We start from the raw sequence: 21911 nt of genomic DNA on the forward strand, positions 1-21911 counted from the left end.
AAAGAATGTTAGATCCTAAAAAATTAGAAAATATCGCACAACAACTTCATAATTCATTACCACAAGGTCTAAAAAATGTCGGTAGCGATTTAGAAGAAAAATTCAAACAAATTTTACAAGCACAATTATCAAAGTTAGATGTGGTTACTCGTGAAGAATTTGATGTGCAATCACAGGTTTTATTGCGTACCCGTGAAAAATTAAATGAATTAGAAAAACGTTTGGATGAAATAAATTCAGCAGAGCAGAAATAAGCGGGTAGATTTTTTGTAGAATTTACAAATTTTAAGATATAGATGGGGATGCCCTGTCTATATTTTTTTATAAAAATTCACGTCAATATCCTTTAATAATGAAAACCCAAACACTTTTTTACCCAAATCTTTTAAACTCGCACCAATAAGGTAAATATCTTTATCATCAATAATTAAAAATCTATCGTGAAAATTTTTATTTATTTGAATGTCTATTTTTTTGTATTGCTGATTATATTTTTCTAAATCAAGTTTTAAGGTTTTGTTCATTGAATGAGTATAAATAGTGACATTTATACGTTGGTTTTTCTGAAAAAGTGTCAAAGTTGAATCATCAATATAGTTATCAATGAGTACAATGTGTTTTTGTGCTTTTCTAATTAAATCAGATACAAATTTATGTGCATCAAAAATTTGACCATTAAAGAAAATACCTTGTTGTTGAATTTGCTCTTTATTTTCTAGTGCTTTGAAAATCTTATCGATATTCGTGTTGGTAATAAGTTGGCTTTGTTCTAGTGTTTCAATTCGTTTAAAAATATCACCATTTTGAGCAATAAATTTTCTCATTGTAACAAAGCTATCAATTATTTTTATACTGACTTCTATTGCGGTACTACTTCTTAAAACAGCACTTAGCATTGACACACCTTGTTCGGTAAAAACATAGGGTAAATATTTTGTGTGAGTTCCCCAAGTATTATTTTCTTCGCCAGATCTTAAGGTCGCAAATTGCGACCTTAAATTTTCATATTCTTGTTGAGTGAGTTGAAATCTGAAATGTTCAGGAAATCGAGCAATATTTCTTTTAACTTGTTCTGTTAATCTTTTGAGTTCTACACCATAAAGTGAAGCGAGATCTCTATCTAACATTACTTGTTTATTTCTTATGGTGTAGATTTTGGATTTGATATCAAAGTGCTCAGCTATTTTATTCATTGGATTATCCTTGATTTTTTATGACAGTATATCTAAAAGAACAATAAATATTTTTTAATTTTTGCGATCCTCATCGCATTTTTACTTTTTAATATTATGATCGCCATTTCATTCAAAAAAGAATAATGATTGAAATTATTGATTGAAATTATTGATTGAATTAATACCTTACAATTATGCGCTAATTCAGCTAAAATTATGCACTATCAAAATATAAGTACCAATTTCAATATTAAATCTCGTATAAGGAAATTAAATGAAAAATATCAATCCAACTCAAACAACTGCATGGGCTCAATTAGAGCAACATAAAGCGGAAAATTTAACTATCGCAGAGTTATTTGCACAGGATAATCAGCGTTTTGATAGCTATTCACGTCAATTTGAAGATCAAATGTTAGTGGATTTTTCAAAAAATGCGCTCAATCAAACAACCTTAGATTTGTTGTATAAATTAGCGGAAGAGTGTCAGCTTGAATCTGCAAAACAAGCGATGTTCTCTGGTCAAAAAATTAACCGTACCGAAGATCGTGCGGTGTTACACGTTGCATTGCGTAATCGTGCTAATACGCCAATTATGGTGGACGGTAACGATGTAATGCCAGAGGTAAATGCGGTATTAGCAAAAATGAAAGGTTTTTGTGAGCGTGTAATTTCTGGCGAGTGGAAAGGCTATACAGATAAAGCGATTACTGATGTGATTAACATTGGTATCGGTGGTTCAGATTTAGGCCCTTATATGGTTACCGAAGCGTTACGTCCATATAAAAATCATTTAACAATGCACTTTGTGTCTAACGTGGACGGTACGCATATCGCAGAAACCTTGAAAAAATGTAACCCTGAAACGACTCTTGTGTTAGTGGCATCAAAAACTTTTACGACACAAGAAACAATGACAAATGCACATTCAGCACGTGATTGGTTATTAGCCAGTGCGAAAGATGAAAGTGCGGTAGCAAAACACTTTGTGGCACTTTCAACCAATGCAACCGAAGTGGCAAAATTTGGTATTGATACTGAAAATATGTTTGAATTCTGGAACTGGGTTGGCGGACGTTATTCATTATGGTCAGCAATCGGGCTTTCTATTGCGTTATCTATCGGTTTTGAAAACTTCGAGCAGTTGCTTGAAGGGGCGCATAAAATGGATCAGCATTTCTTAACTGCACCTGTTGAGCAAAATATCCCAACACTTTTAGCCTTAATTGGTATTTGGAACAGCAATTTCTTAGGGGCTGAAACTGAAGCAATTTTACCTTACGACCAATATTTACACCGTTTTGCAGCCTACTTCCAACAAGGAAATATGGAATCAAACGGTAAATATGTTGGACGTGATGGCAAAGTGGTGACACACCAAACAGGCCCAATTATTTGGGGCGAACCGGGTACAAATGGTCAGCACGCGTTCTATCAGTTGATCCACCAAGGAACTAAAATTATTCCTTGTGATTTTATTGCACCAGCACAAACACACAACCAAGTATCGGATCATCACAGTAAATTACTTTCAAACTTCTTCGCACAAACAGAGGCGTTGGCTTTTGGTAAATCAAAAGAAGTAGTTGAAAAAGAATTTTTAGACGCAGGTAAAACCCTTGAAGAAGTGGCGGAAATCGTACCATTTAAAGTGTTTGAAGGTAACCGTCCAACCAACTCAATTTTAGTACAAAAAATCACACCTTATAGCTTAGGGGCATTGATTGCGATGTATGAACACAAAATTTTCGTACAAGGCGTTATTTTCAACATTTATAGCTTTGACCAATGGGGGGTTGAATTAGGTAAACAATTAGCGAACCGTATTCTTCCAGAACTTGAAAATGATGAAACGATCGCAAGCCACGATAGTTCAACCAATGGCTTGATCAATCAGTTTAAGGCTTGGCGTTAATTATTTAAATAATAAGCCTCAATTATATTAAAATAGTTGAGGCTTTTTTATGCTCATTATCCAAGTAGTGTTTTATTTGGTTTTCCCGCTTCTTCTCTTGCGAGCTTTGGCACAAGATAGCCAGATGAAATACGTTGTAGCTCCTTATAAATCTTAAAGGCTTGATTATCATCAATATAAAAATGACTTGCTCCTTCAACCTTGTCTAATACGTGTAGATAGTAAGGTAAAATAGACATAGAAAACAATTTATCGCTTAATGCTTTAAGAATTTTTGCATCATCGTTTACTCCTTTCAACAATACCGATTGATTAAGTAAAGTGACATTCGTATCACGTAACATTTTCATTTTTTCAGCAAAGTATTCATCTATTTCATTTGCGTGATTGATATGGGTAACTAATACAATATTTAAATGAGTTTGTTTAAATATATCGCATAATTTTTCAGTAATTCGATTTGGAATAACCACTGGTACACGAGAGTGAATACGCAGTGTTTTAATGTGAGTTATCTTTTCTAATTGAGTAATTAGCCAATCAAATTCTTCATCTTTTGCCATCATCGGATCACCTCCAGATAGCACGACTTCTTCGATCTCACTCTGCTCTCGAATATAGTTTAAACTTTCTACCCATACCGTTTTTCCATTTTTTACTTCATCATAAGGAAAATGACGACGAAAGCAGTAACGACAATTAATAGCACAGCTATTTTTTATCATTAATAACAAGCGGTTCTGATATTTATGTAAAATATTAGGAGCGGGGGATTCCTGCTCTTCAAGTGGATCGGTAGTAAATCCTTCCATTTTTGTAAATTCTTCCAAAGATGTGACCGCCTGTAAAAATAGTGGATCATTTTTATCTTTTTTTTGCATCTTTTGGGCAAAAGGACGTGGTATTCGCATTGCAAAGAGTTTGCGAGCTAATAAATCTTGTTCAAACTCTTTAGGATCGAACTCTAAATAGTTTAAGAGATCGATAGGATCATTAAATGCTTGTGCTAAATCCTGTAACCATAGCGGTTTTTTTTCGCCAATTTTTATATTTTGATGTATCATATATACGTTAATATTTTAGCTTTCATTCCAAAAGCATAAAGTTTATACTAGCTGTATAAACTAAGATAGTATTAATAATAAATTTTTATATATTTAGATAGTTAATTTTGAGGATAAAATGGCAACTTATAGTACAACTGATTTCAAACCAGGTCTTAAATTTATTCAAGACGGTGAACCTTGCACCATCGTTGAAAATGAATTTGTAAAACCAGGAAAAGGACAAGCTTTTACTCGTACAAGAATTCGTAAATTGATTTCAGGTAAGGTTTTAGAAATCAACTTTAAATCAGGTTCAACAGTCGAAGCGGCAGATGTAATGGATACTAACTATAATTATTCATATAAAGATGAAGATTTTTGGTATTTTATGCACCCAGAAACATTTGATATGATTGCTGCCGATGCAAAAGCTGTGGCGGATAATGACAAATGGCTTGTAGATCAAGCTGATTGTGTGATTACTTTATGGAATGATAGCCCAATTGTGGTTACACCTCCAAACTTTGTTGAATTAGAAGTAATTGAAACAGATCCAGGTTTGAAAGGCGATACTGCAGGAACAGGTGGCAAACCAGCAACCTTAAGTACTGGTGCTGTAGTTCGAGTTCCATTATTTATCCAGATTGGAGAAGTCATAAAAGTAGATACTCGTTCTGGTGAATATGTATCTCGTGTAAAATAGTTTTTTAGGTTGAGTATGAAAATACTCAACTTTATTTTTATTAAACAAAAAAATATAGCACGAGTATTTCTATTCGTGCTCTTTTATGTTGATTCCTTTTAAAAGGATTTTATATGTTAAATTCACTCCCATTCCGAGCTATTGTTTCAGATTTAGATGGAACACTTCTTAATACTCATCATAAAATAGGTAATTTTACTACTGAGATTCTTGAACAGCTGGCTCAAAAAGGTGTAGATATTTTTTTAGCAACAGGACGAAATTATCCTGATGTAAAACACATTATTAGTAAAATTAATCTTGATGATGCAATGTTAATTACCTCAAATGGAGCGAGAACAAATAAATTATCTGGTGAGGTTTTATCTAACGAATATCTGCCTGAAACAATTGCTTTTGAATTAATGAATATTGATTTTGATGAAACAAAAGTATGTATTAATACCTATCAAGGAGATGATTGGTTTATTAATAAAGATATACCAGAATTAAAACAATTTCATATAGAATCTGGCTACTGCTATAAAGTAGTCAATTTTTCTACACATCATAGTAAACAAACTGAAAAAATATGTTATTTAGCAAAACAAGCAGATGACTTAAACCAAATTGAACAATATATTATTCAACAATATAGTAACCAAGTACAAATTACTCGCTCATTACCTTATTGTTTAGAAGTAATGAATAAAGGGGTTTGTAAAGCCAATGCTCTTGAAAAATTAGTTAAATTAAAAGGTTATACTATGGCAGATTGTATTGCATTTGGAGATGGATTAAATGATATTGAAATGCTTTCAAGAGTAGGTAAAGGCTGTATTATGAGTAATGCAGATCAAAATTTAAAAATCAAACTCCCTCAAAACGAAATTATTGGTTCAAATAAAGACGAAGCAGTTGCACACTATTTACAGAAATTGTTTGGCTAGTTAAAGTATAAAGCTGTGAAATGAAATACTGGATAAATGGGATAAAATTTAAAGTGGAAGGCGAAAGTTTCTATATTAAAGCGGTAACTTGTATGAAAAAATTTGCAAATTTTTCTTACAATGTAACCGCTTATTTTTGACTATTTATTTCATATTTTCTAGCTTATCAATTAGTTCATTTGCAGGAATACGTTGAATTTTTCGCATTTGGTAAAAAAATAATCCTGCAACAATCAATAATGAAACACAGAACATCATCCAAAAACCTTTTGCTCCAAGAGGTTCAACAATCCAATTAGTACGAGAAAGAATATACCCAAATGGCATTCCAATTCCCCAATAACAAAATATGGTTATGTAAGTGATAGAGCGAGTATGTTTATAGCCTCTTAAAATACCATTACATACAGCCTGCACAGCATCAGGAAGTTGGTAAATTGCAGCAAAAATAAGTAAGTAAGATGCCATTGCAACCGACACTTCATTTTGGGTAAAGAGATAAGGGATCCAGTGACTGAATAAAATAATAATAACTGCCGTAATACTTGCTAAGATAAGTGCTGTACCGATGGCGTAGTAGCTTAAATATTTTGCTTCTTCCACATCTTTTCTACCTAAAGCTTGCCCAACCATAATACTGACACCGATACCAAATGAAAATGGGATCATAAAGAACAGAGAGCTTGTTTGTAAGGCAACTTGATGGCTGGCAACCACTTGAGCACCAAGGGGAGAAAGCAATAATGCAGAGGCAGAAAATAGCATTACTTCCGTAAATGTTGCAAAGGCAATAGGTAAGCCTAAACGTGTGATTTTACATAAAATAGCGCTATTTGGGCGTTCAAACCATTTATCAAATAAGTGAATATCTTTTTGACTTGGTGTGGTGTAGCAATAGTGTAATAGGAGTAAAAACATAACCCAGTTTACAATGGTCGTCGCCACGCCACAGCCAACCGCCCCCATTTCTGGAAAGCCAAGTTTTCCAAAAATAAGAATATAATTTAAGAGGACATTGACTAATAATCCAATAAAGGTAATAAACATTGCTGGTTTGGTGGTGGAAAGTCCATCGTTTAAACAACGTAAATTCACCATTAGCAATGCAGGAATAACGCCAATTGCCATAATAGTAAGGTAGTGTTGTGATTTTATAGAAAATTCAGGTGGTGTTTCCATAAAATCTAAAATCCAATGACTATGGGTAAAAATAATAATAAGAGGAATACTTAATATAAAAACAATCCAATAACCTTGGCGAATTTGTTGTGCAATAAGTTCACGTTGTCCTGAGCCGTTCAGATATGAAACAATAGGTGTGATTGCATAAATTACGCCAATCACAAAAAGAAAAAGAGGGAAGTAGATGGAGTTACTCACCGCCAGTGCGGAAACATCATTATCACTCACTAATCCTGCCATAATAATATCAGACAATCCCATTCCAGACATTGAAAGCTGGGCGATAAAAATGGGGGTGGATAGTTTGAATAGTTTTTGGATATTTTCTAAATAATGTTGGCGGTTGAATTTCATCTCTATGTTCCTTAAATTTGACGACGCATTATACTCCTAAGCGGTCAGTTTAACTAAACATTTTGCAAAATTTTTACTTGTGAAAAAAGAAATAATCCGTATAATATTGCCTTCAGTCACACTTTTATTTTTTATCCTTGCTTTCGAAAGCGTTGTGACTGAGCTATCTCGAAGGCTGATTAACCCGTAAGGATCAATATGCGTCACTACGAAATCGTTTTTATGGTTCATCCGGACCAAAGCGAACAAGTACCAGGTATGATCGAACGTTATACTACTTCTATTAAAGAAGCAAATGGTCAAGTTCATCGCTTAGAAGATTGGGGTCGCCGTCAATTAGCGTACCCAATTAATAAACTACACAAAGCACACTATGTGTTAATGAATGTAGAAGCGCCTCAAGCAGTAATCGACGAGCTAGAAACAAACTTCCGTTTTAATGATGCCGTTCTTCGTAACGTTATCATTCGTACTAAGCACGCCGTAACAGAAGCATCTCCAATGGCTAAAGCAAAAGATGAGCGTAAAGCTTCTGATGCTAAACCAGAAGGTGCGGGCGAGTAAGTTGTTTGTTGAGAATTGTTTAACACTCACTGGCAATGTTGTTACAGGAGTTAAACAAAACTTAAGTCCAGCTAAAATACCAACTTATAGTTTTTATTTAGAACATCGTTCTAATCGAACAGAAGTTAATTTACAACGCCAAGTGTGGTGTAAAATAAAGGTAGTATTGGCAGGAGAACAATTTAGTACACAAACAAAACATATTACGGTCGGTTGTAAAGTGAGAATTAAAGGTTTTATTCATACTCACAAAGACTATAACGGTTTAAACCAGTTAGTTTTACATACCGAGCAAATTGAATTTATAGATTAGGAGAAGCCACTATGGCACGTTATTTCCGTCGTCGTAAGTTCTGCCGTTTTACAGCGGAAAATGTTGTTGAAATCGATTACAAAGATATCGCTACATTAAAGAACTACATTTCAGAAAGCGGCAAAATTGTACCAAGCCGCATCACTGGTACTCGTGCGAAGTATCAACGTCAATTAGCACGTGCAATCAAACGCGCTCGTTACCTTGCGTTGTTACCATACACTGACAATCATCAGTAAGAAGAGGAATCAGTAAATGCAAGTTATTTTATTAGACAAAATTGCTCACCTAGGTAGTGTGGGCGATCAAGTAGATGTTAAATCAGGTTTTGCTCGTAACTACTTAATCCCACAGGGTAAAGCAGTTATGGCAACTAAAGCAAACATTGAACATTTTGAAGCACGTCGTGCTGAATTAGAAGCAAAAGCAGCAGCAGTATTAGTAGCAGCACAAGCTCGAGCAGATCAAATGAATGCACTAGAAGCAATTACCGTTGCATCTAATGCTGGTGAAGATGGTCGTTTATTCGGTTCAATTGGTGCGCGTGATATTGCTGATGCAGTATCTAAAGCAGGTGTTGAATTAGCGAAGAGTGAAGTTCGTTTAGGCGAAGGTCCACTTCGTGCATTGGGCGAATACACTGTTAAAGTTCAACTTCACGCAGAAGTTGCATCTGAAGTGACTATCGTTGTTGTTGCAGAGTAATCTTTAACAATAAACAAAATGCTTTAAGAACTGTCTAAGTTTAGACTAGATGGTTTTAAGGTTTCTGATAAAGGTCTAGATAAACATCTAGACCTTTTTATTTAATAAGTATCAAAAAATATACTTATCTATCTTTATCTTATAGGTTAAACGGCTAAATCTGCTTCATCACCTCGACGTTGTAACCACTGCTTACGATCTTCTGAGCGTTTTTTTGCTAATAGCATATCCATTATCTCAAAAGTATTTGGTTCATCTTCAATTTCACTTGCTATGTCAAGTGCTTGTGCTGTTTCATCAAAAGTAAGCTGTACTAAACGGCGTGTACTTGGATCCATTGTGGTTTCACGTAATTGACTTGGATTCATCTCACCTAATCCTTTAAAGCGTTGTACATTAGGTTTGCCTCGTTTGTTCGCCAGACGTGTTAAAATTGCTTCTTTTTCCACTTCATCTAAAGCATAATGTACTTCGTTTTTACCGATATCAATACGATAAAGAGGGGGCATTGCCACATAAACGTGTCCTTGTTTAACCAATTTTGGAAAATGGCGTAAAAATAAGGCACAAAGTAGAGTAGCGATATGTAAACCATCAGAATCTGCATCAGCAAGAATACACACTTTGCCATAACGTAGTTGAGTTAAATCATCACTATCAGGATCAATTCCTAACGCCACAGCAATGTCGTGTACTTCATTGGAGGCCAACACCTGCTCTGGTGATACTTCCCACGTATTTAGAATTTTACCTCGTAGCGGTAAAATAGCTTGAAATTCTTTATCACGAGCTTGTTTCGCTGACCCCCCTGCAGAATCTCCTTCCACAAGGAAAAGTTCGGTGCGAGTTAAATCTTGAGCGGTACAATCAGCGAGTTTACCGGGTAGAGCAGGACCACTGACCAATTTTTTACGCACCACTTTTTTTGAGGCACGTAAACGGCGTTGTGCTGAACTAATGGCTAATTCTGCAATTTGTTGTCCTGCTTGCACATTTTGGTTAAGCCATAAACTAAAAGCATCTTTTACAATATTTGAAACATAACTCGCTGCTTGACGAGAAGATAAACGCTCTTTGGTTTGCCCTGCAAATTGAGGATCTTGCATTTTTAGAGAAAGTACATAACTACAACGTCCCCAAACATCATCTGCTGTTAGTTTTACTCCACGAGGTAAAAGATTACGGAAGTCACAAAACTCTACCATTGCATTTAATAATCCTTGACGCAACCCATTAACGTGTGTGCCACCTTGCAATGTTGGAATTAAGTTTACATAACTTTCTGCAATCAATTCACCATTTTCAGGCAACCAACTTAATGCCCAACTTAATGCATCCGTTTCTTCTACAATATCTCCCGTAAAAGGTATTTTTGGCAATGTTTCATATTCATTGAGGGCATCGGTTAAATAATCGGATAAACCATCTTCATAATACCAAGTTTCTTGAATATCGTTGATATGATCTGTGAAATTAACAGTTAGTTTAGGACAAAGTACTGCTTTGGCACGTAATAAATGACGTAAACGGCTTACGGAGAATTTAGCAGAATCAAAATACTTTGGATTTGGATAAAAGCGAACCGTTGTTCCCGTATCACGCTTTAAACACTTTTTAATCACTTGTAATTCTTCAATTTTTGCACCATTTGAAAATGCAATAGTATGCACTTTACCATCACGCTTGATTGTTACTTCAACACGTTCTGAAAGGGCATTTACCACTGAAATTCCTACACCGTGTAAACCACCTGAAAAAGTGTAATTTTTATTGGAGAACTTACCGCCTGCGTGAAGTTTGGTTAGAATTAATTCCACCCCTGAAATTTTTTCAGAGGAATGAATATCCACAGGCATACCACGTCCGTCATCAATGACTTCTAGAGAATTATCTTTATGTAGAATAACATCAATCTGGGTTGCAAATCCTGCTAATGCTTCATCGACACTATTATCAATCACTTCTTGCCCTAAATGATTAGGACGAGTGGTATCAGTGTACATTCCTGGACGAAGCTGAACAGGTTCAAGATCTTTAAGAACGGTTATCTCATCTGCATCGTAACGTTTTTCTGCCATAAAAAATTTTCTCTGATTTTTGTATTATTGAAAGTAGAACGCGATTTTAACGAATTGCGACAAAAGTCACAATCATTAGTTGCTACTGATTAATTATTAAATTTTATTTTTTGTAATAAACTTATTTTTTGTGACTATAGCGGGTAGATAAATGTAAGAATTTGCAAAAAATAATAAATATCTTACCGCTATCTTATTATTTATTGATACAAAGAACCCCAAAATAATATTTAAATTTTGGGGTTGTGATAATACTATTAAATTTCAATAAATAATTATTTTTTAATTAGCCACCGAAATCATCAAGTAGGATGTTTTCATCTTCAACACCTAGATCTTTTAGCATACCAATTACAGCTGCATTCATCATTGGAGGTCCACACATATAGTATTCACAATCTTCTGGTGCTTCGTGATCTTTTAAGTAGTTTTCATAAAGCACATTGTGAATAAAGCCCGTGTAACCAGTCCAATTATCATCAGGTTGTGGATCTGAAAGTGCTACGTGCCATTCAAAGTTTTCATTCTCTTTTGCAAGCGTATCAAAATCATTTACATAGAACATTTCACGTTTTGATCTTGCACCATACCAGAATGACATTTTACGTTTTGATTTCAAACGTTTTAGTTGGTCAAAGATATGTGAACGCATTGGTGCCATACCCGCACCACCACCGATAAATACCATTTCAGCATCGGTGTCTTTCGCAAAGAATTCACCAAATGGACCTGAAATTGTGACTTTATCACCTGCTTTAAGTGACCAAATGTATGATGACATTTGACCCGGTGGAACATCTGGGTTACGAGGAGGAGGCGTTGCAATACGTACGTTTAGCATAATAATGCCTCTCTCTTCTGGGTATGAAGCCATTGAGTAAGCACGTACGATAGGCTCATCAACCTTAGATACATAACGCCATAAATCAAATTTGTCCCAATCTTCGTGGTACTCTTTTGGAATATCAAAATCTTTATAAGCCACAGTATGTGGTTCAGCTTCGATTTGAATGTAACCACCCGCGCGGAATGGCACATCTTCACCATCAGGAATTGCCAACTTAAGCTCTTTGATAAAGGTTGCCTCATTATCGTTAGAAATAACGGTACATTCCCATTTTTTTACACCAAAGATCTCTTCTGGTAACTCAACATCCATATTGCTTTTTACACTAACTTGACAAGATAAGCGATAACCCTCTTGTGCTTCACGTTTAGTAATATGCGAAAGCTCAGTTGGTAGGATTTCACCTCCACCACTTTTTACTTTAACCACACATTGACCACAAGAGCCACCGCCCCCACAAGCTGAAGAAACAAAAATACCTTTGCTACCTAGTGCATTTAGTAGTTTTCCTCCAGCAGGTAATGTAATTGCTTTTTCAGGATCATCATTGATTGAAATGGTAATATCGCCTGAATCTACTAATTTTGATTTAGCCACTAAAATAAGTGCGGCTAATGCAAATACGATTGCAGTAAATACGATAATACCGAAAATAAAATTACTCATTCGATATGCTCCTTATAGTTGAATACCTGAAAATGACATAAATCCTAATGCCATTAAACCAGCGGTAATAAAGGTAATTCCTAAACCACGAAGTCCTGCTGGAATATCCGCATATTTTAACTTCTCTGTGATCCCTGCAAGAGCAACGATGGCTAACATCCAACCTGTACCAGCGCCAATACCGTAAACCACTGATTCTGCAAAATTATATTCACGTTGTACCATAAATGATACACCACCAAAAATTGCACAGTTTACAGTGATTAGCGGTAAGAAAATACCTAATGCATTATAAAGTGCTGGTACAAACTTATCTAAAAACATTTCTAGAATTTGTACTAATGCAGCGATAACACCGATAAAGGTAATAAAGTTAAGGAAGGTTAAATCAACCCCTTCAACAAGTGCATTTTCTTTTAGTACGTGAACATAAACTAATTGGTTTACAGGTACTGAAATACCTAAAACCACGATTACTGCAATACCTAAACCAAAAGCAGTTGATACTTTTTTAGATACCGCAAGGAATGTACACATACCAAGGAAGAAAGACAGTGCCATATTTTCAATAAATACAGATTTTACAAATAGACTAATATAATGTTCCATTATTATTTCTCCACTTGTTCAGGTTTGAGAGTACGAAGCCCCCAAATTAAAAAACCGATGATAAAGAACGCACTTGGAGCAAGTAAGAACAAGCCATTTGTTTGATACCAACCACCATCTTGAATGGTTTGGAAAACAGTCATTCCAAATAATTTTCCTGAACCAATTAGCTCACGAATAAAGGCAACAGTCACAAGAATTGCACCATAACCTAAACCATTTCCGATACCATCCACAAAACTTTCTAATGGTGCAGATTTCATTGCAAAGGCTTCTGCACGTCCCATTACGATACAGTTTGTAATAATCAAACCAACGAATACCGAAAGCTGTTTAGACAAACCATAAGCATAAGCACGTAATATTTGGTCAACCAAAATTACTAATGATGCAATAATTGCCATTTGCACAATAATACGCACACTATTAGGAATATAGTTACGGATAATTGAAATAAACAAGTTTGAGAATGCTGTTACAAAAATTACCGCAAATGTCATTACCACTGCAGTTTCTAATTTTGTCGTTACTGCTAACGCAGAACAGATACCCAAAATTTGCAATGCAATTGGGTTATTATCCATTACTGGTGATAACAATAACTTTTTCATATTTGATTTATCTGCCATTAGTTAGCTCCTGCTTTGAGTTTTGCTAAATATGGACCGAAGCCATTTTTACTAAACCAGTATTTAAATGTACCATCAACTCCACGAGACGTTAAGGTTGCACCTGATAATGCATCAATTCCGTGCTCTTTGTCTGATGAACCACCTTTTGCGATAGTGATAGCAGACTCACCTTGTTCATTCAGTAATTTTTTACCTTTAAACTGAGCTTGCCATTTTGGATTTTCAATCTCACCACCTAATCCTGGTGTTTCACCTTGCTCATAGTATGTAATACCATTGATAGTATTTCCATCTGGTTGAATAGAAATAAAACCATACATCACAGACCATAAGCCTGTTCCATAAATAGGAACAATAACTTGGTTTAATTGATTATCTTCACCTTTTACAAGATATACTTCTGCATATTTTGCACGAGTGCGAATGCTGGCTTTATCATCATTAGGTAAAATTTTAACATTTTGAGCAGGATCTTTTGCTGCCACTTTTGCATCAAAGTTTTTAATACCTTCAACATAGTCCCCTGTTGCCAAATCTACAATTCGAGGTTCAATGTTTTTAGTATAAATTTGCTTCACTTCTTTTTTAGTTACATCGCCTTTTAACAAACCTGCCACATTTAAAATGTTTTTTTGTTTATCCAATGCTTTTTGTTCTTCTTGTGCTGATTTTAATAATACTGCCGATCCAGCTACAATAATTGAACAAACTAAACTTAACAGAACAACAATTGAAATTGTTCCGCCAATGCTATCTTTATTCTTAAACATTACGAGCTCTCCGACGTTTGATATTAGCTTGAACAACAACATAGTCAAATAATGGTGCAAACAAGTTAGCGAATAAAATGGCTAACATCATACCTTCTGGGTATGCTGGGTTTGCTACACGAATAATGACACACATTGTACCGATTAATGCTCCATACCACCATTTGCCTTTATTGGTAAATGATGCAGACACAGGGTCAGTTGCCATAAAGAACATACCAAGTGCAAAACCACCTAATACTAAATGCCAATACCAAGGCATTGCAAACATTGAGTTAGTTTCTGAGCCAATAAAATTGAATAATGTCGATGTTGCAATCATACCGATCATTACACCAGCAATAATTCGCCAAGAAGCAATACGTGTAAAGACAATGATTGCGGCACCAATTATAAGCATTAAGGTTGAGACTTCACCCATAGAACCTGGAATGTTGCCTAAGAATGCATCCATCCAAGTAATAGATTGACCTGTTACTGAATGCGTTAATGCGCCTTGACCACCAGCCGCCCATTGGGAAAGAGCAGTTGCACCAGAAAAACCATCTGCAGCAGTCCAAACCATATCCCCTGAAATTTGAGCTGGATAAGCAAAGAATAAAAATGCACGACCCGCTAATGCAGGGTTCATAAAGTTTTTACCTACACCGCCAAATACTTCTTTGGCTACAACCACACCAAAGGTTGCGGCTAATGCTGCTTGCCATAATGGTAATGTTGGTGGAACAATCAATGCGAGTAAAATAGAAGTAACGAAGAAACCTTCATTAATTTCGTGACCACGCACCATTGCAAATACGACTTCCCAGAAACCACCCACTAAGAAAATGGTTAAATAAATAGGAAGAAAATAGGTTGCGCCTAACAGCATTTTACTAAATACACCAGCATCATTGCTTAAGGTTGCCCCTAACATATTTGATAAACCGTAGTGCCAGTTATTTACAAGACTATCTGCTAATGATCCCAAATGATGTGTAGCAGCAATGGCTTGTTCACCTACATTGAACATTCCATAAAACATTGCAGGAAACAGAGCTAACCAAACAATAATCATCATTCGTTTTGAATCTAATGCATCACGAACGTGAGAATCTTTTTTGGTTACTGTTCCTTGTGTATAAAAAATGGTATAAGCTGCTTCAAATAAAGTATAGAATTTTTCATACTTTCCACCTTTATGAAAGGCAGGTTCCATTTTTTCAAAAAGATTGTTTAATCCCATCTTAACCTTCCTTCTCAATTTTTTCTAACGCCTGACGCAAGAGAGGACCGTACTCATTTTTACCTGGGCAAACAAAGGTACAAAGTGCCAAATCTTCTTCATCCAACTCTAAGCAGCCTAAGTTCTGTGCAGAATCAGTGTCGCCAGCAGCTAAATCACGTAATAATAATGTTGGAATGATATCTAATGGCATCACGCGTTCATAAGCACCGATTGGCACCATTGCACGTTCACCACCGTGTAAAGCAGTATTAAAATTAAATAATTTTTTACTGAAATGACCTAAGGTTGTACGTGTGATAGAGAATTTCTCTTTACCTGGCATAATCCAACCAAATAATTCTTTTTGACGTCCTTCAGCTAGCACTGAAACTTGCAAAGCATAACGCCCTAAATAATCAACAGGACCTTCTGCTTTTGCTCCGCTTAATACAGAACCTGAAATAACTCGATTATCTCCTTCTTTTAACTCATTTTGAGTCAATTGAGAAAGGTTTGCTCCCACACACGTTTTCACTAAACGAGGTTCTTTTACTTGAGGTCCAGCCAAAGAAATTATACGTTCAGCACATAATTCACCGCTCGTGAATAAACGACCGATAGAAATTACATCCTGATAATTAATATACCAAACTGATTTAGAAATACTGACAGGATCAATAAAGTGAATATGTGTACCACTTAACCCTGCTGGGTGTGGACCTTCAAATTCGTGAATTTTTAAATTGGGTAAATCGACGGTTGGAATATTACTTCCACCTGCTTTACAAAGATGGATAGGGCTCTCATCTAAATGACCTAATACAGTTAAACCATTGATAAAATCTTGCCAATGTGCTTTTAAGATCACTTCAGGATTTGCGGCTAATGGATTAGTATCCATTGCATTCACAAAAATTGAGGAAGGTTTACTGTCAATTGCCGGAATTTTACTAAATGGACGACTACGAAATGCTGTCCACATACCTGAATTTACTAAATTTTGTTTCACTTGATCTGCATTTAATGTACTAAGTTCTGATACATCATAACGAGAAAAAGTAATCTGCTCCGAACCCTCAACGCTAATTACAACTGATTGAAGAACACGTTTTTCACCACGATTAATCGCTGTGATTTTACCGCTTGCTGGAGCTGTAAAAACAACGCCTAAATTCTTCTTATCTTCAAAAAGAACTTGACCTTTTTTTACAACATCGCCCACTCGAACTTTCATCGAAGGACGCATTCCCACATACTCTTCACCCAGTATCGCAACTTCATTCACGGTATTACCGTCTTGGATTACCTGTGCTGGTTTTCCATTAATAGGAAGATCCAAGCCTTGTTTAATTGTAATCATCATTATTTGCACTACTTTTTGTTGGGTTAATACAATGATTGCAAAATTGCAATCCCACTATTGAGCCAAAGTTAAAAATAAGAATAAACATTTCCCCACTTACTCTTAAATCACCCTGTTAATTTCTCAAACTCTGATTTTTTATCTTACTATTTATATTCCTGATAAAATCATAAAATAAAAATAAACACGCTATTCTACCTAAAAAAGCCCTTAGAGTTCCACTTAAAAAGTCACTTTTTTCTCTTTTTTAATGAAAAATTTTAACAATACGTAACAATATATCAACAAAAATACTTAAAATTTGATACTGGTCAAATTTAATATTCACAGGTAGAATGATATATCTTTTAAAGTAATGATGGAATTTAAATGAATATTAATATCTCGGAAGCCGCACAAAATCATTTTAAAAAATTATTAGCACAGCAAGAAGAGGGAACAAACATTCGTATTTTTGTTGTCAACCCAGGGACACCACGTGCAGAATGCGGGGTTTCTTATTGTCCAGCTGATGCTGTTGAAAAATCTGATACAGAAGTAAAATTTGCACCTTTTTCTGCTTTTATTGATGAAATCAGTATTAATTTTCTAGACGATGCAGAAATTGATTATGTGACTGATGAACTTGGTGCTCAGCTTACAATGAAAGCCCCTAATGCCAAAATGCCCAAAGTATCAGATGATGCACCACTTATTGAACGTATTGATTATGTTCTTCAAACTCAAATTAATCCACAACTTGCCAATCACGGTGGAATGGCAACGTTAGTCAAGCTGACAGATGATGGAATTGTTATATTACAATTTGGCGGTGGTTGTAACGGTTGTTCAATGATTGATGTGACCTTAAAAGAAGGAATCGAAAAACAACTAATTAGTCTTTTTGGTGATGAAATCAAAGGTGTACAAGATGCGACTGAACATCAAGCGGGTGAGCATTCTTATTACTAATTTTTCAGAATAAACAAGCGGTCACATTTGAATAAAAATTTGCAAATTTTTGATTAAATGTCACCGCTTAATCGATCTCAATACTAAACACAATACTAAATATATGCTAAACAACAACTATCGTGGACGTTTTTCTGTTGCACCAATGCTTGATTGGACAACTTCCCATTGTCGCTATTTTCATCGACAATTTACTCAGCACGCTTTACTTTATAGCGAGATGATCACAGCTCCCGCTATTTTAAACGCAAAATACGATTTACTGGCGTTTGATCCTGCAGAAAACCCTGTTGCATTACAACTTGGGGGAAGTGATCCACAACAACTTGTACAGTGTGCAAAGTTAGTGGAGCAACGAGGTTATATTGAAATTAACCTTAATGTAGGTTGTCCTTCAGATCGTGTTCAAAATGGAATGTTTGGCGCTTGTTTAATGGCAAACGCTAAATTGGTAGCACAATGTATTGAAGCAATGAAAAATGAAGTTGCTATCCCTGTTACCGTTAAACACCGTATTGGTATTGATGAATTAGATAGTTATGAATTTTTGTGTGATTTTATTGAAAAAGTAGAGCCTGTTTGTGATGATTTTATTGTTCACGCACGTAAGGCTTGGCTGTCTGGGTTAAGCCCCAAACAGAACCGTGAAGTGCCTCCTTTAGATTATGAGCGAGTCTATCAACTCAAAAAAGCGTTTCCTCATTTGAATATTAGCATCAATGGAGGAATTAAAACCATTGAAGAAATCAAACGCCATTTACAATTTGTTGATGGTGTAATGGTAGGGCGAGAAGCGTTTCAAAATCCCACTTTATTAGGTTATATTGATCAAACTATTTTTGATGAAACTGCTCCTATTGTCACACCAATGGAAGCGGTAGAAAAAATGTTTCCTTATATTGAACAACAACTTTCTAAAGGTGTTTTTTTAAATCATATGATTCGACCAATGTTAAATGCGTTTCAAAGTTGTCGAGGTGCTAAGCAGTGGCGACGTCACCTCAGTGAAAATGCTCATAAACAGGGAGCGGGAATAGAAGTGGTTGAAACGGCATTAAATTTTGTAAAATGAAAATCAAGTTTATTGACAAAGTAAAGTTTAATATTGAAAAATAAATTTTAGTCATTTTTATAGTATAATCGTCATTTTGCGATTAAGTTTCATTTTAAACTATGAATCTTTTATAGCCAAGTATCTTAAAATTTTGTGATTTAACACTATGAAAAACCCCTATTTTATTTGGAAATTTAGCTCTCTTCTTATTACCACAATGGTTTTGCTACCTTTGGTTGCTATTGTTTATAACTCCTTTGATGGTGAGATCGATAACCTAATTCACTTATGGAATACCACACTGGGAATTTATGTGGTTAATTCTGGTTTATTAGTGCTTGGAACGGTAGGGTTTGCACTTTTTTTTGCTCTTCCCTCTGCTTGGATTGTTTCCAGTTACCAATTTAAAGGTAAACAAAGTTTACAATGGCTTCTGTGTTTGCCTCTTGCTATTCCAGCGTATTTAAGTGCGTATATTTATACGGATTTATTAGATTATTCAGGTGAAATTCAAACCCTATTGCGAGATATTTTTGGTTGGCAAAATGCTCAGGATTATTGGTTTCCACAAGCGAGAACAATGTATGGGGCGTGTTTTATTTTAGCTCTTGTGTTGTATCCTTATATTTTTTTAGTGGTACGAGTAGCACTGCTTGAGCAGTCTGAAAACTTATTACAAAGCGCTAAAATTTTAGGGGCAAAAAATTTACGTTTATTTACAAAAGTGACTTTTCCTCTTATTCGTTCAGCAATTGTGGTAGGAATAAGTTTAGTTGCAATGGAAACCTTAGGGGATTTTGGCACTGTTTCTTATTTTGCTGTTTCCACTTTAACCACCGCCATTTATGATTCTTGGTTAGGTTTTGGTGATTTTGGTACGGCAAGTCGTATTGCTGTATTTATGTTATTTATTATTTTTTTACTGATTTCAGTAGAAAATTACAGTCGCCGTAAACAAAAAATTTATCAACGTGGTTATGAACAAAAAGTGCATCAAAAACAGTTGCGTGGTAAAGGGTTATTTTTTGCTTATTTATGGTGTGGTTCATTGCTAAGCCTTGCTTTTTTTATTCCTTTTGGACGTTTACTTTATTGGTCATTTCATTATTTTGAGCAGTCTTGGAACTCAGGCTTTTTAGAATTTGCAAAAAATAGTTTACAAGTATCCGCTATCGCTTCGATAATTGCGATTATATTGGCATTAATTTTACATTTTACTGCACGGTTTTCACAAAGAACCCCTGTTGAACAGAATTTATCTCGATTATCATTACAAGTGTCCTCAATGGGCTATGCGATTTCTGGTACAGTCTTGGCGATAGGGTTATTGTCAGTTTTAAATTTGGCGGATCATAAATTGCATTGGTTACTCAAATTATTAGATCTTCCCCCTGTTGGATTAATTTTTTCAGGGTCGATTTTTGCGTTAATTATTGCTTATGTCATCCGATTTTTAGCAATGGCAATTGGGAGTATCGATAACTCCCTAAGTAAAATCTCACCATCCTTAGATATGGCAAGCCAAACAATGGGTAAAAATGGCATAAAAATGCTCACAAAAGTGCATTTCCCCCTTATATCAAAGGGCATTATTACTGCAGGTTTAATGGTGTTTATTGAGTGTATGAAAGAGCTTAATGCTTCACTATTATTACGTCCTTTTAACTTTGAAACCCTTGCCACTTATTTGTTTAATTTAACTTCAACAGAGCAACTGGAAGAAGCAGCACTGTCTGCAGTAATTTTGGTCATTATTGGTATCATTCCCGTTATTTGGCTAACTCGTTCCCTTATTTCACAATCACAAAAAGAGCATCACAATGACATTACTTGATATTCAACAACTTAGCTATCAATTTGGTACAACAGAAGTATTAAAAAACTTAGATTTACAAGTGGAAGAAAATGAGATTATTTGTTTGCTTGGTGCAAGTGGCTGTGGAAAAACAACGCTTTTAAAAGCCATTGCAGGTTTACTGGAAATTAAGCAAGGCACTATTACTCTTGCCAATCAAAATTTGAATACTGTTGCGGTGGAAAATCGACAAATTGGCTTTATTTTTCAAGATTATGCACTTTTTCCACATTTAACGGTAGCTGAAAATATTCAATTTGGATTAAGCAAACTTTCCAAAAAAGAGCAACAATTTGCTACTGAGCGAGTGTTAGAAACCGTTAAATTACAAGGTTTTGAACAACGTTATCCTTACGAGTTATCAGGCGGACAACAACAGCGAGTGGCAATTGCTCGTTCATTAGTGTGTAATCCTAAATTACTGTTACTTGATGAACCTTTTTCCAATATTGATACCCAAACTCGTTATGAGATGATTGATGAAATTAAAGCGATTTTAAAAACTCAAAATGTCCCCGCTATTTTTGTGACTCACAGTAAAGAAGAGGCTTTTGCTTTTGCGGATCGAATTGCGATTATGGATCAAGGAAAAATCGTACAATATGAAACACCAACAACCCTTTATAGTAAGCCCCATAATAAGTTTGTGGCGGATTTTTTAGGTGAAACGAATTATTTAGATTGTGAAGTGATAGATGAACATCACTTAAATACCATTTTAGATAAACACTATTTTGATAAAATTACTTATCTAAAAGGAAAGTATCAATGGCTTGTTCGCCCTGAACAAATTGCGATAAATCTTAATTCTCAAGGCAAAGGGAAAGTGATTAAAAAATTATTTCTAGGGCAACAATATCGCTATAATATTGCAATAAATGAGTTACATCTTACCGCTTACCACCGTCAAGATATCCCTATTGGAACAATGGTTGATATTGGGGTTATTTGTGATGAGGTCGTGTTGTTGAACTTTTAAAAATAAACAAAAGG

General features: G+C 35.2%; 21 protein-coding genes and 1 pseudogene. 12 read left to right on the forward strand and 10 right to left on the reverse strand.

Features of this window, described 5'->3' with window-relative positions:
• Positions 1-5: 5 nt before the first annotated feature.
• Positions 6-254, forward strand: a complete 249-nt coding sequence (ubiK, locus tag U9966_RS04660) for a ubiquinone biosynthesis accessory factor UbiK (protein ID WP_211599369.1) — start codon at positions 6-8, stop codon at positions 252-254.
• A 57-nt stretch (positions 255-311) separates the two neighbouring features.
• Here ubiK and U9966_RS04665 read toward each other — a convergent pair whose 3' ends face one another.
• Positions 312-1193: an ORF6N domain-containing protein gene (locus U9966_RS04665; RefSeq protein WP_306347563.1), complete on the reverse strand. Its 882-nt coding sequence runs from the start codon at positions 1191-1193 to the stop codon at positions 312-314.
• A gap of 256 nt (positions 1194-1449) precedes the next feature.
• Here U9966_RS04665 and pgi point away from each other — a divergent pair, with 256 nt between their 5' ends.
• Complete coding sequence (pgi, locus tag U9966_RS04670) at positions 1450-3090, forward strand: glucose-6-phosphate isomerase (RefSeq protein WP_306347564.1); 1641 nt, start codon at positions 1450-1452, stop codon at positions 3088-3090.
• A gap of 56 nt (positions 3091-3146) precedes the next feature.
• Here the strand turns inward: pgi and epmB are convergent, their stop codons facing one another.
• Positions 3147-4154 carry an EF-P beta-lysylation protein EpmB gene (gene epmB / locus U9966_RS04675; protein ID WP_306347565.1) on the reverse strand — a complete coding sequence of 336 codons (1008 nt, stop codon included), beginning with the start codon at positions 4152-4154 and terminating at the stop codon, positions 3147-3149.
• Positions 4155-4272: 118 nt separating this feature from the next.
• Here epmB and efp point away from each other — a divergent pair, with 118 nt between their 5' ends.
• Positions 4273-4839, forward strand: coding sequence for an elongation factor P (gene efp, locus U9966_RS04680; RefSeq protein ID WP_090923181.1), 567 nt, complete (start codon positions 4273-4275; stop codon positions 4837-4839).
• A 113-nt stretch (positions 4840-4952) separates the two neighbouring features.
• The gene (locus U9966_RS04685) at positions 4953-5768 is read left to right on the forward strand and encodes a Cof-type HAD-IIB family hydrolase (RefSeq protein WP_306347566.1); all 816 of its coding nucleotides are present in this window, start codon (positions 4953-4955) and stop codon (positions 5766-5768) included.
• A 144-nt stretch (positions 5769-5912) separates the two neighbouring features.
• Here the strand turns inward: U9966_RS04685 and U9966_RS04690 are convergent, their stop codons facing one another.
• Complete coding sequence (locus U9966_RS04690; protein ID WP_306347567.1) at positions 5913-7304, reverse strand: MATE family efflux transporter; 1392 nt, start codon at positions 7302-7304, stop codon at positions 5913-5915.
• A gap of 198 nt (positions 7305-7502) precedes the next feature.
• Here U9966_RS04690 and rpsF point away from each other — a divergent pair, with 198 nt between their 5' ends.
• The 4 genes and pseudogenes from rpsF (at position 7503) to rplI (ending at position 8886) form a co-directional block, all read left to right on the forward strand.
• A complete protein-coding gene (gene rpsF, locus U9966_RS04695; protein ID WP_306347568.1) occupies positions 7503-7868 on the forward strand; it encodes a 30S ribosomal protein S6 in 366 nt (121 codons plus the stop codon).
• A pseudogene (gene priB, locus U9966_RS04700) lies at positions 7840-8218 on the forward strand (primosomal replication protein N). Before rpsF ends, priB begins: the two are co-directional and overlap by 29 nt.
• A complete protein-coding gene (gene rpsR, locus U9966_RS04705; protein WP_005598105.1) occupies positions 8193-8420 on the forward strand; it encodes a 30S ribosomal protein S18 in 228 nt (75 codons plus the stop codon). Before priB ends, rpsR begins: the two are co-directional and overlap by 26 nt.
• A gap of 16 nt (positions 8421-8436) precedes the next feature.
• A complete protein-coding gene (gene rplI, locus U9966_RS04710; RefSeq protein ID WP_306347570.1) occupies positions 8437-8886 on the forward strand; it encodes a 50S ribosomal protein L9 in 450 nt (149 codons plus the stop codon).
• Positions 8887-9032: 146 nt separating this feature from the next.
• On the opposite strand, the gene parE is transcribed toward rplI, so the two are convergent.
• The 7 genes from parE to U9966_RS04745 form a co-directional block, all read right to left on the reverse strand.
• Positions 9033-10964 (reverse strand): DNA topoisomerase IV subunit B, encoded by a 1932-nt coding sequence (gene parE, locus U9966_RS04715; protein WP_306347571.1) that lies wholly within the window; start codon positions 10962-10964, stop codon positions 9033-9035.
• Positions 10965-11250: 286 nt separating this feature from the next.
• Positions 11251-12477 carry an NADH:ubiquinone reductase (Na(+)-transporting) subunit F gene (gene nqrF, locus U9966_RS04720; protein ID WP_090919221.1) on the reverse strand — a complete coding sequence of 409 codons (1227 nt, stop codon included), beginning with the start codon at positions 12475-12477 and terminating at the stop codon, positions 11251-11253.
• 12 nt (positions 12478-12489) lie between these two features.
• On the reverse strand, positions 12490-13086 hold the full coding sequence (gene nqrE, locus U9966_RS04725) for an NADH:ubiquinone reductase (Na(+)-transporting) subunit E (protein WP_090919218.1): 597 nt from the start codon (positions 13084-13086) through the stop codon (positions 12490-12492).
• 2 nt (positions 13087-13088) lie between these two features.
• Positions 13089-13715: an NADH:ubiquinone reductase (Na(+)-transporting) subunit D gene (locus U9966_RS04730; RefSeq protein WP_090919215.1), complete on the reverse strand. Its 627-nt coding sequence runs from the start codon at positions 13713-13715 to the stop codon at positions 13089-13091.
• Positions 13715-14488, reverse strand: a complete 774-nt coding sequence (locus U9966_RS04735; RefSeq protein ID WP_306347572.1) for a Na(+)-translocating NADH-quinone reductase subunit C — start codon at positions 14486-14488, stop codon at positions 13715-13717. Before U9966_RS04735 ends, U9966_RS04730 begins: the two co-directional genes overlap by 1 nt.
• Positions 14481-15713 (reverse strand): NADH:ubiquinone reductase (Na(+)-transporting) subunit B, encoded by a 1233-nt coding sequence (locus U9966_RS04740; RefSeq protein ID WP_306347573.1) that lies wholly within the window; start codon positions 15711-15713, stop codon positions 14481-14483. The genes U9966_RS04735 and U9966_RS04740 overlap by 8 nt, the downstream gene beginning before the upstream one ends.
• 1 nt (position 15714) lies before the next feature.
• Positions 15715-17055, reverse strand: coding sequence for a Na(+)-translocating NADH-quinone reductase subunit A (locus U9966_RS04745; protein WP_306347601.1), 1341 nt, complete (start codon positions 17053-17055; stop codon positions 15715-15717).
• A gap of 372 nt (positions 17056-17427) precedes the next feature.
• Between U9966_RS04745 and nfuA the strand changes: the two genes are divergently transcribed.
• The 4 genes from nfuA (at position 17428) to U9966_RS04765 (ending at position 21897) form a co-directional block, all read left to right on the forward strand.
• Positions 17428-18009 (forward strand): Fe-S biogenesis protein NfuA, encoded by a 582-nt coding sequence (gene nfuA, locus U9966_RS04750; RefSeq protein WP_211597107.1) that lies wholly within the window; start codon positions 17428-17430, stop codon positions 18007-18009.
• Between the two features lie 103 nt (positions 18010-18112).
• Positions 18113-19081 (forward strand): tRNA dihydrouridine(20/20a) synthase DusA, encoded by a 969-nt coding sequence (gene dusA / locus U9966_RS04755; protein ID WP_306347574.1) that lies wholly within the window; start codon positions 18113-18115, stop codon positions 19079-19081.
• A gap of 148 nt (positions 19082-19229) precedes the next feature.
• Positions 19230-20897, forward strand: a complete 1668-nt coding sequence (locus tag U9966_RS04760; RefSeq protein WP_306347575.1) for an ABC transporter permease — start codon at positions 19230-19232, stop codon at positions 20895-20897.
• A complete protein-coding gene (locus U9966_RS04765) occupies positions 20884-21897 on the forward strand; it encodes an ABC transporter ATP-binding protein (protein ID WP_306347576.1) in 1014 nt (337 codons plus the stop codon). Before U9966_RS04760 ends, U9966_RS04765 begins: the two co-directional genes overlap by 14 nt.
• The last annotated feature ends 14 nt before the right edge of the window (positions 21898-21911 follow it).

It is taken from the genome of Pasteurella atlantica, assembly GCF_963693435.1.
Lineage (GTDB): Bacteria > Pseudomonadota > Gammaproteobacteria > Enterobacterales > Pasteurellaceae > Phocoenobacter > Phocoenobacter atlanticus.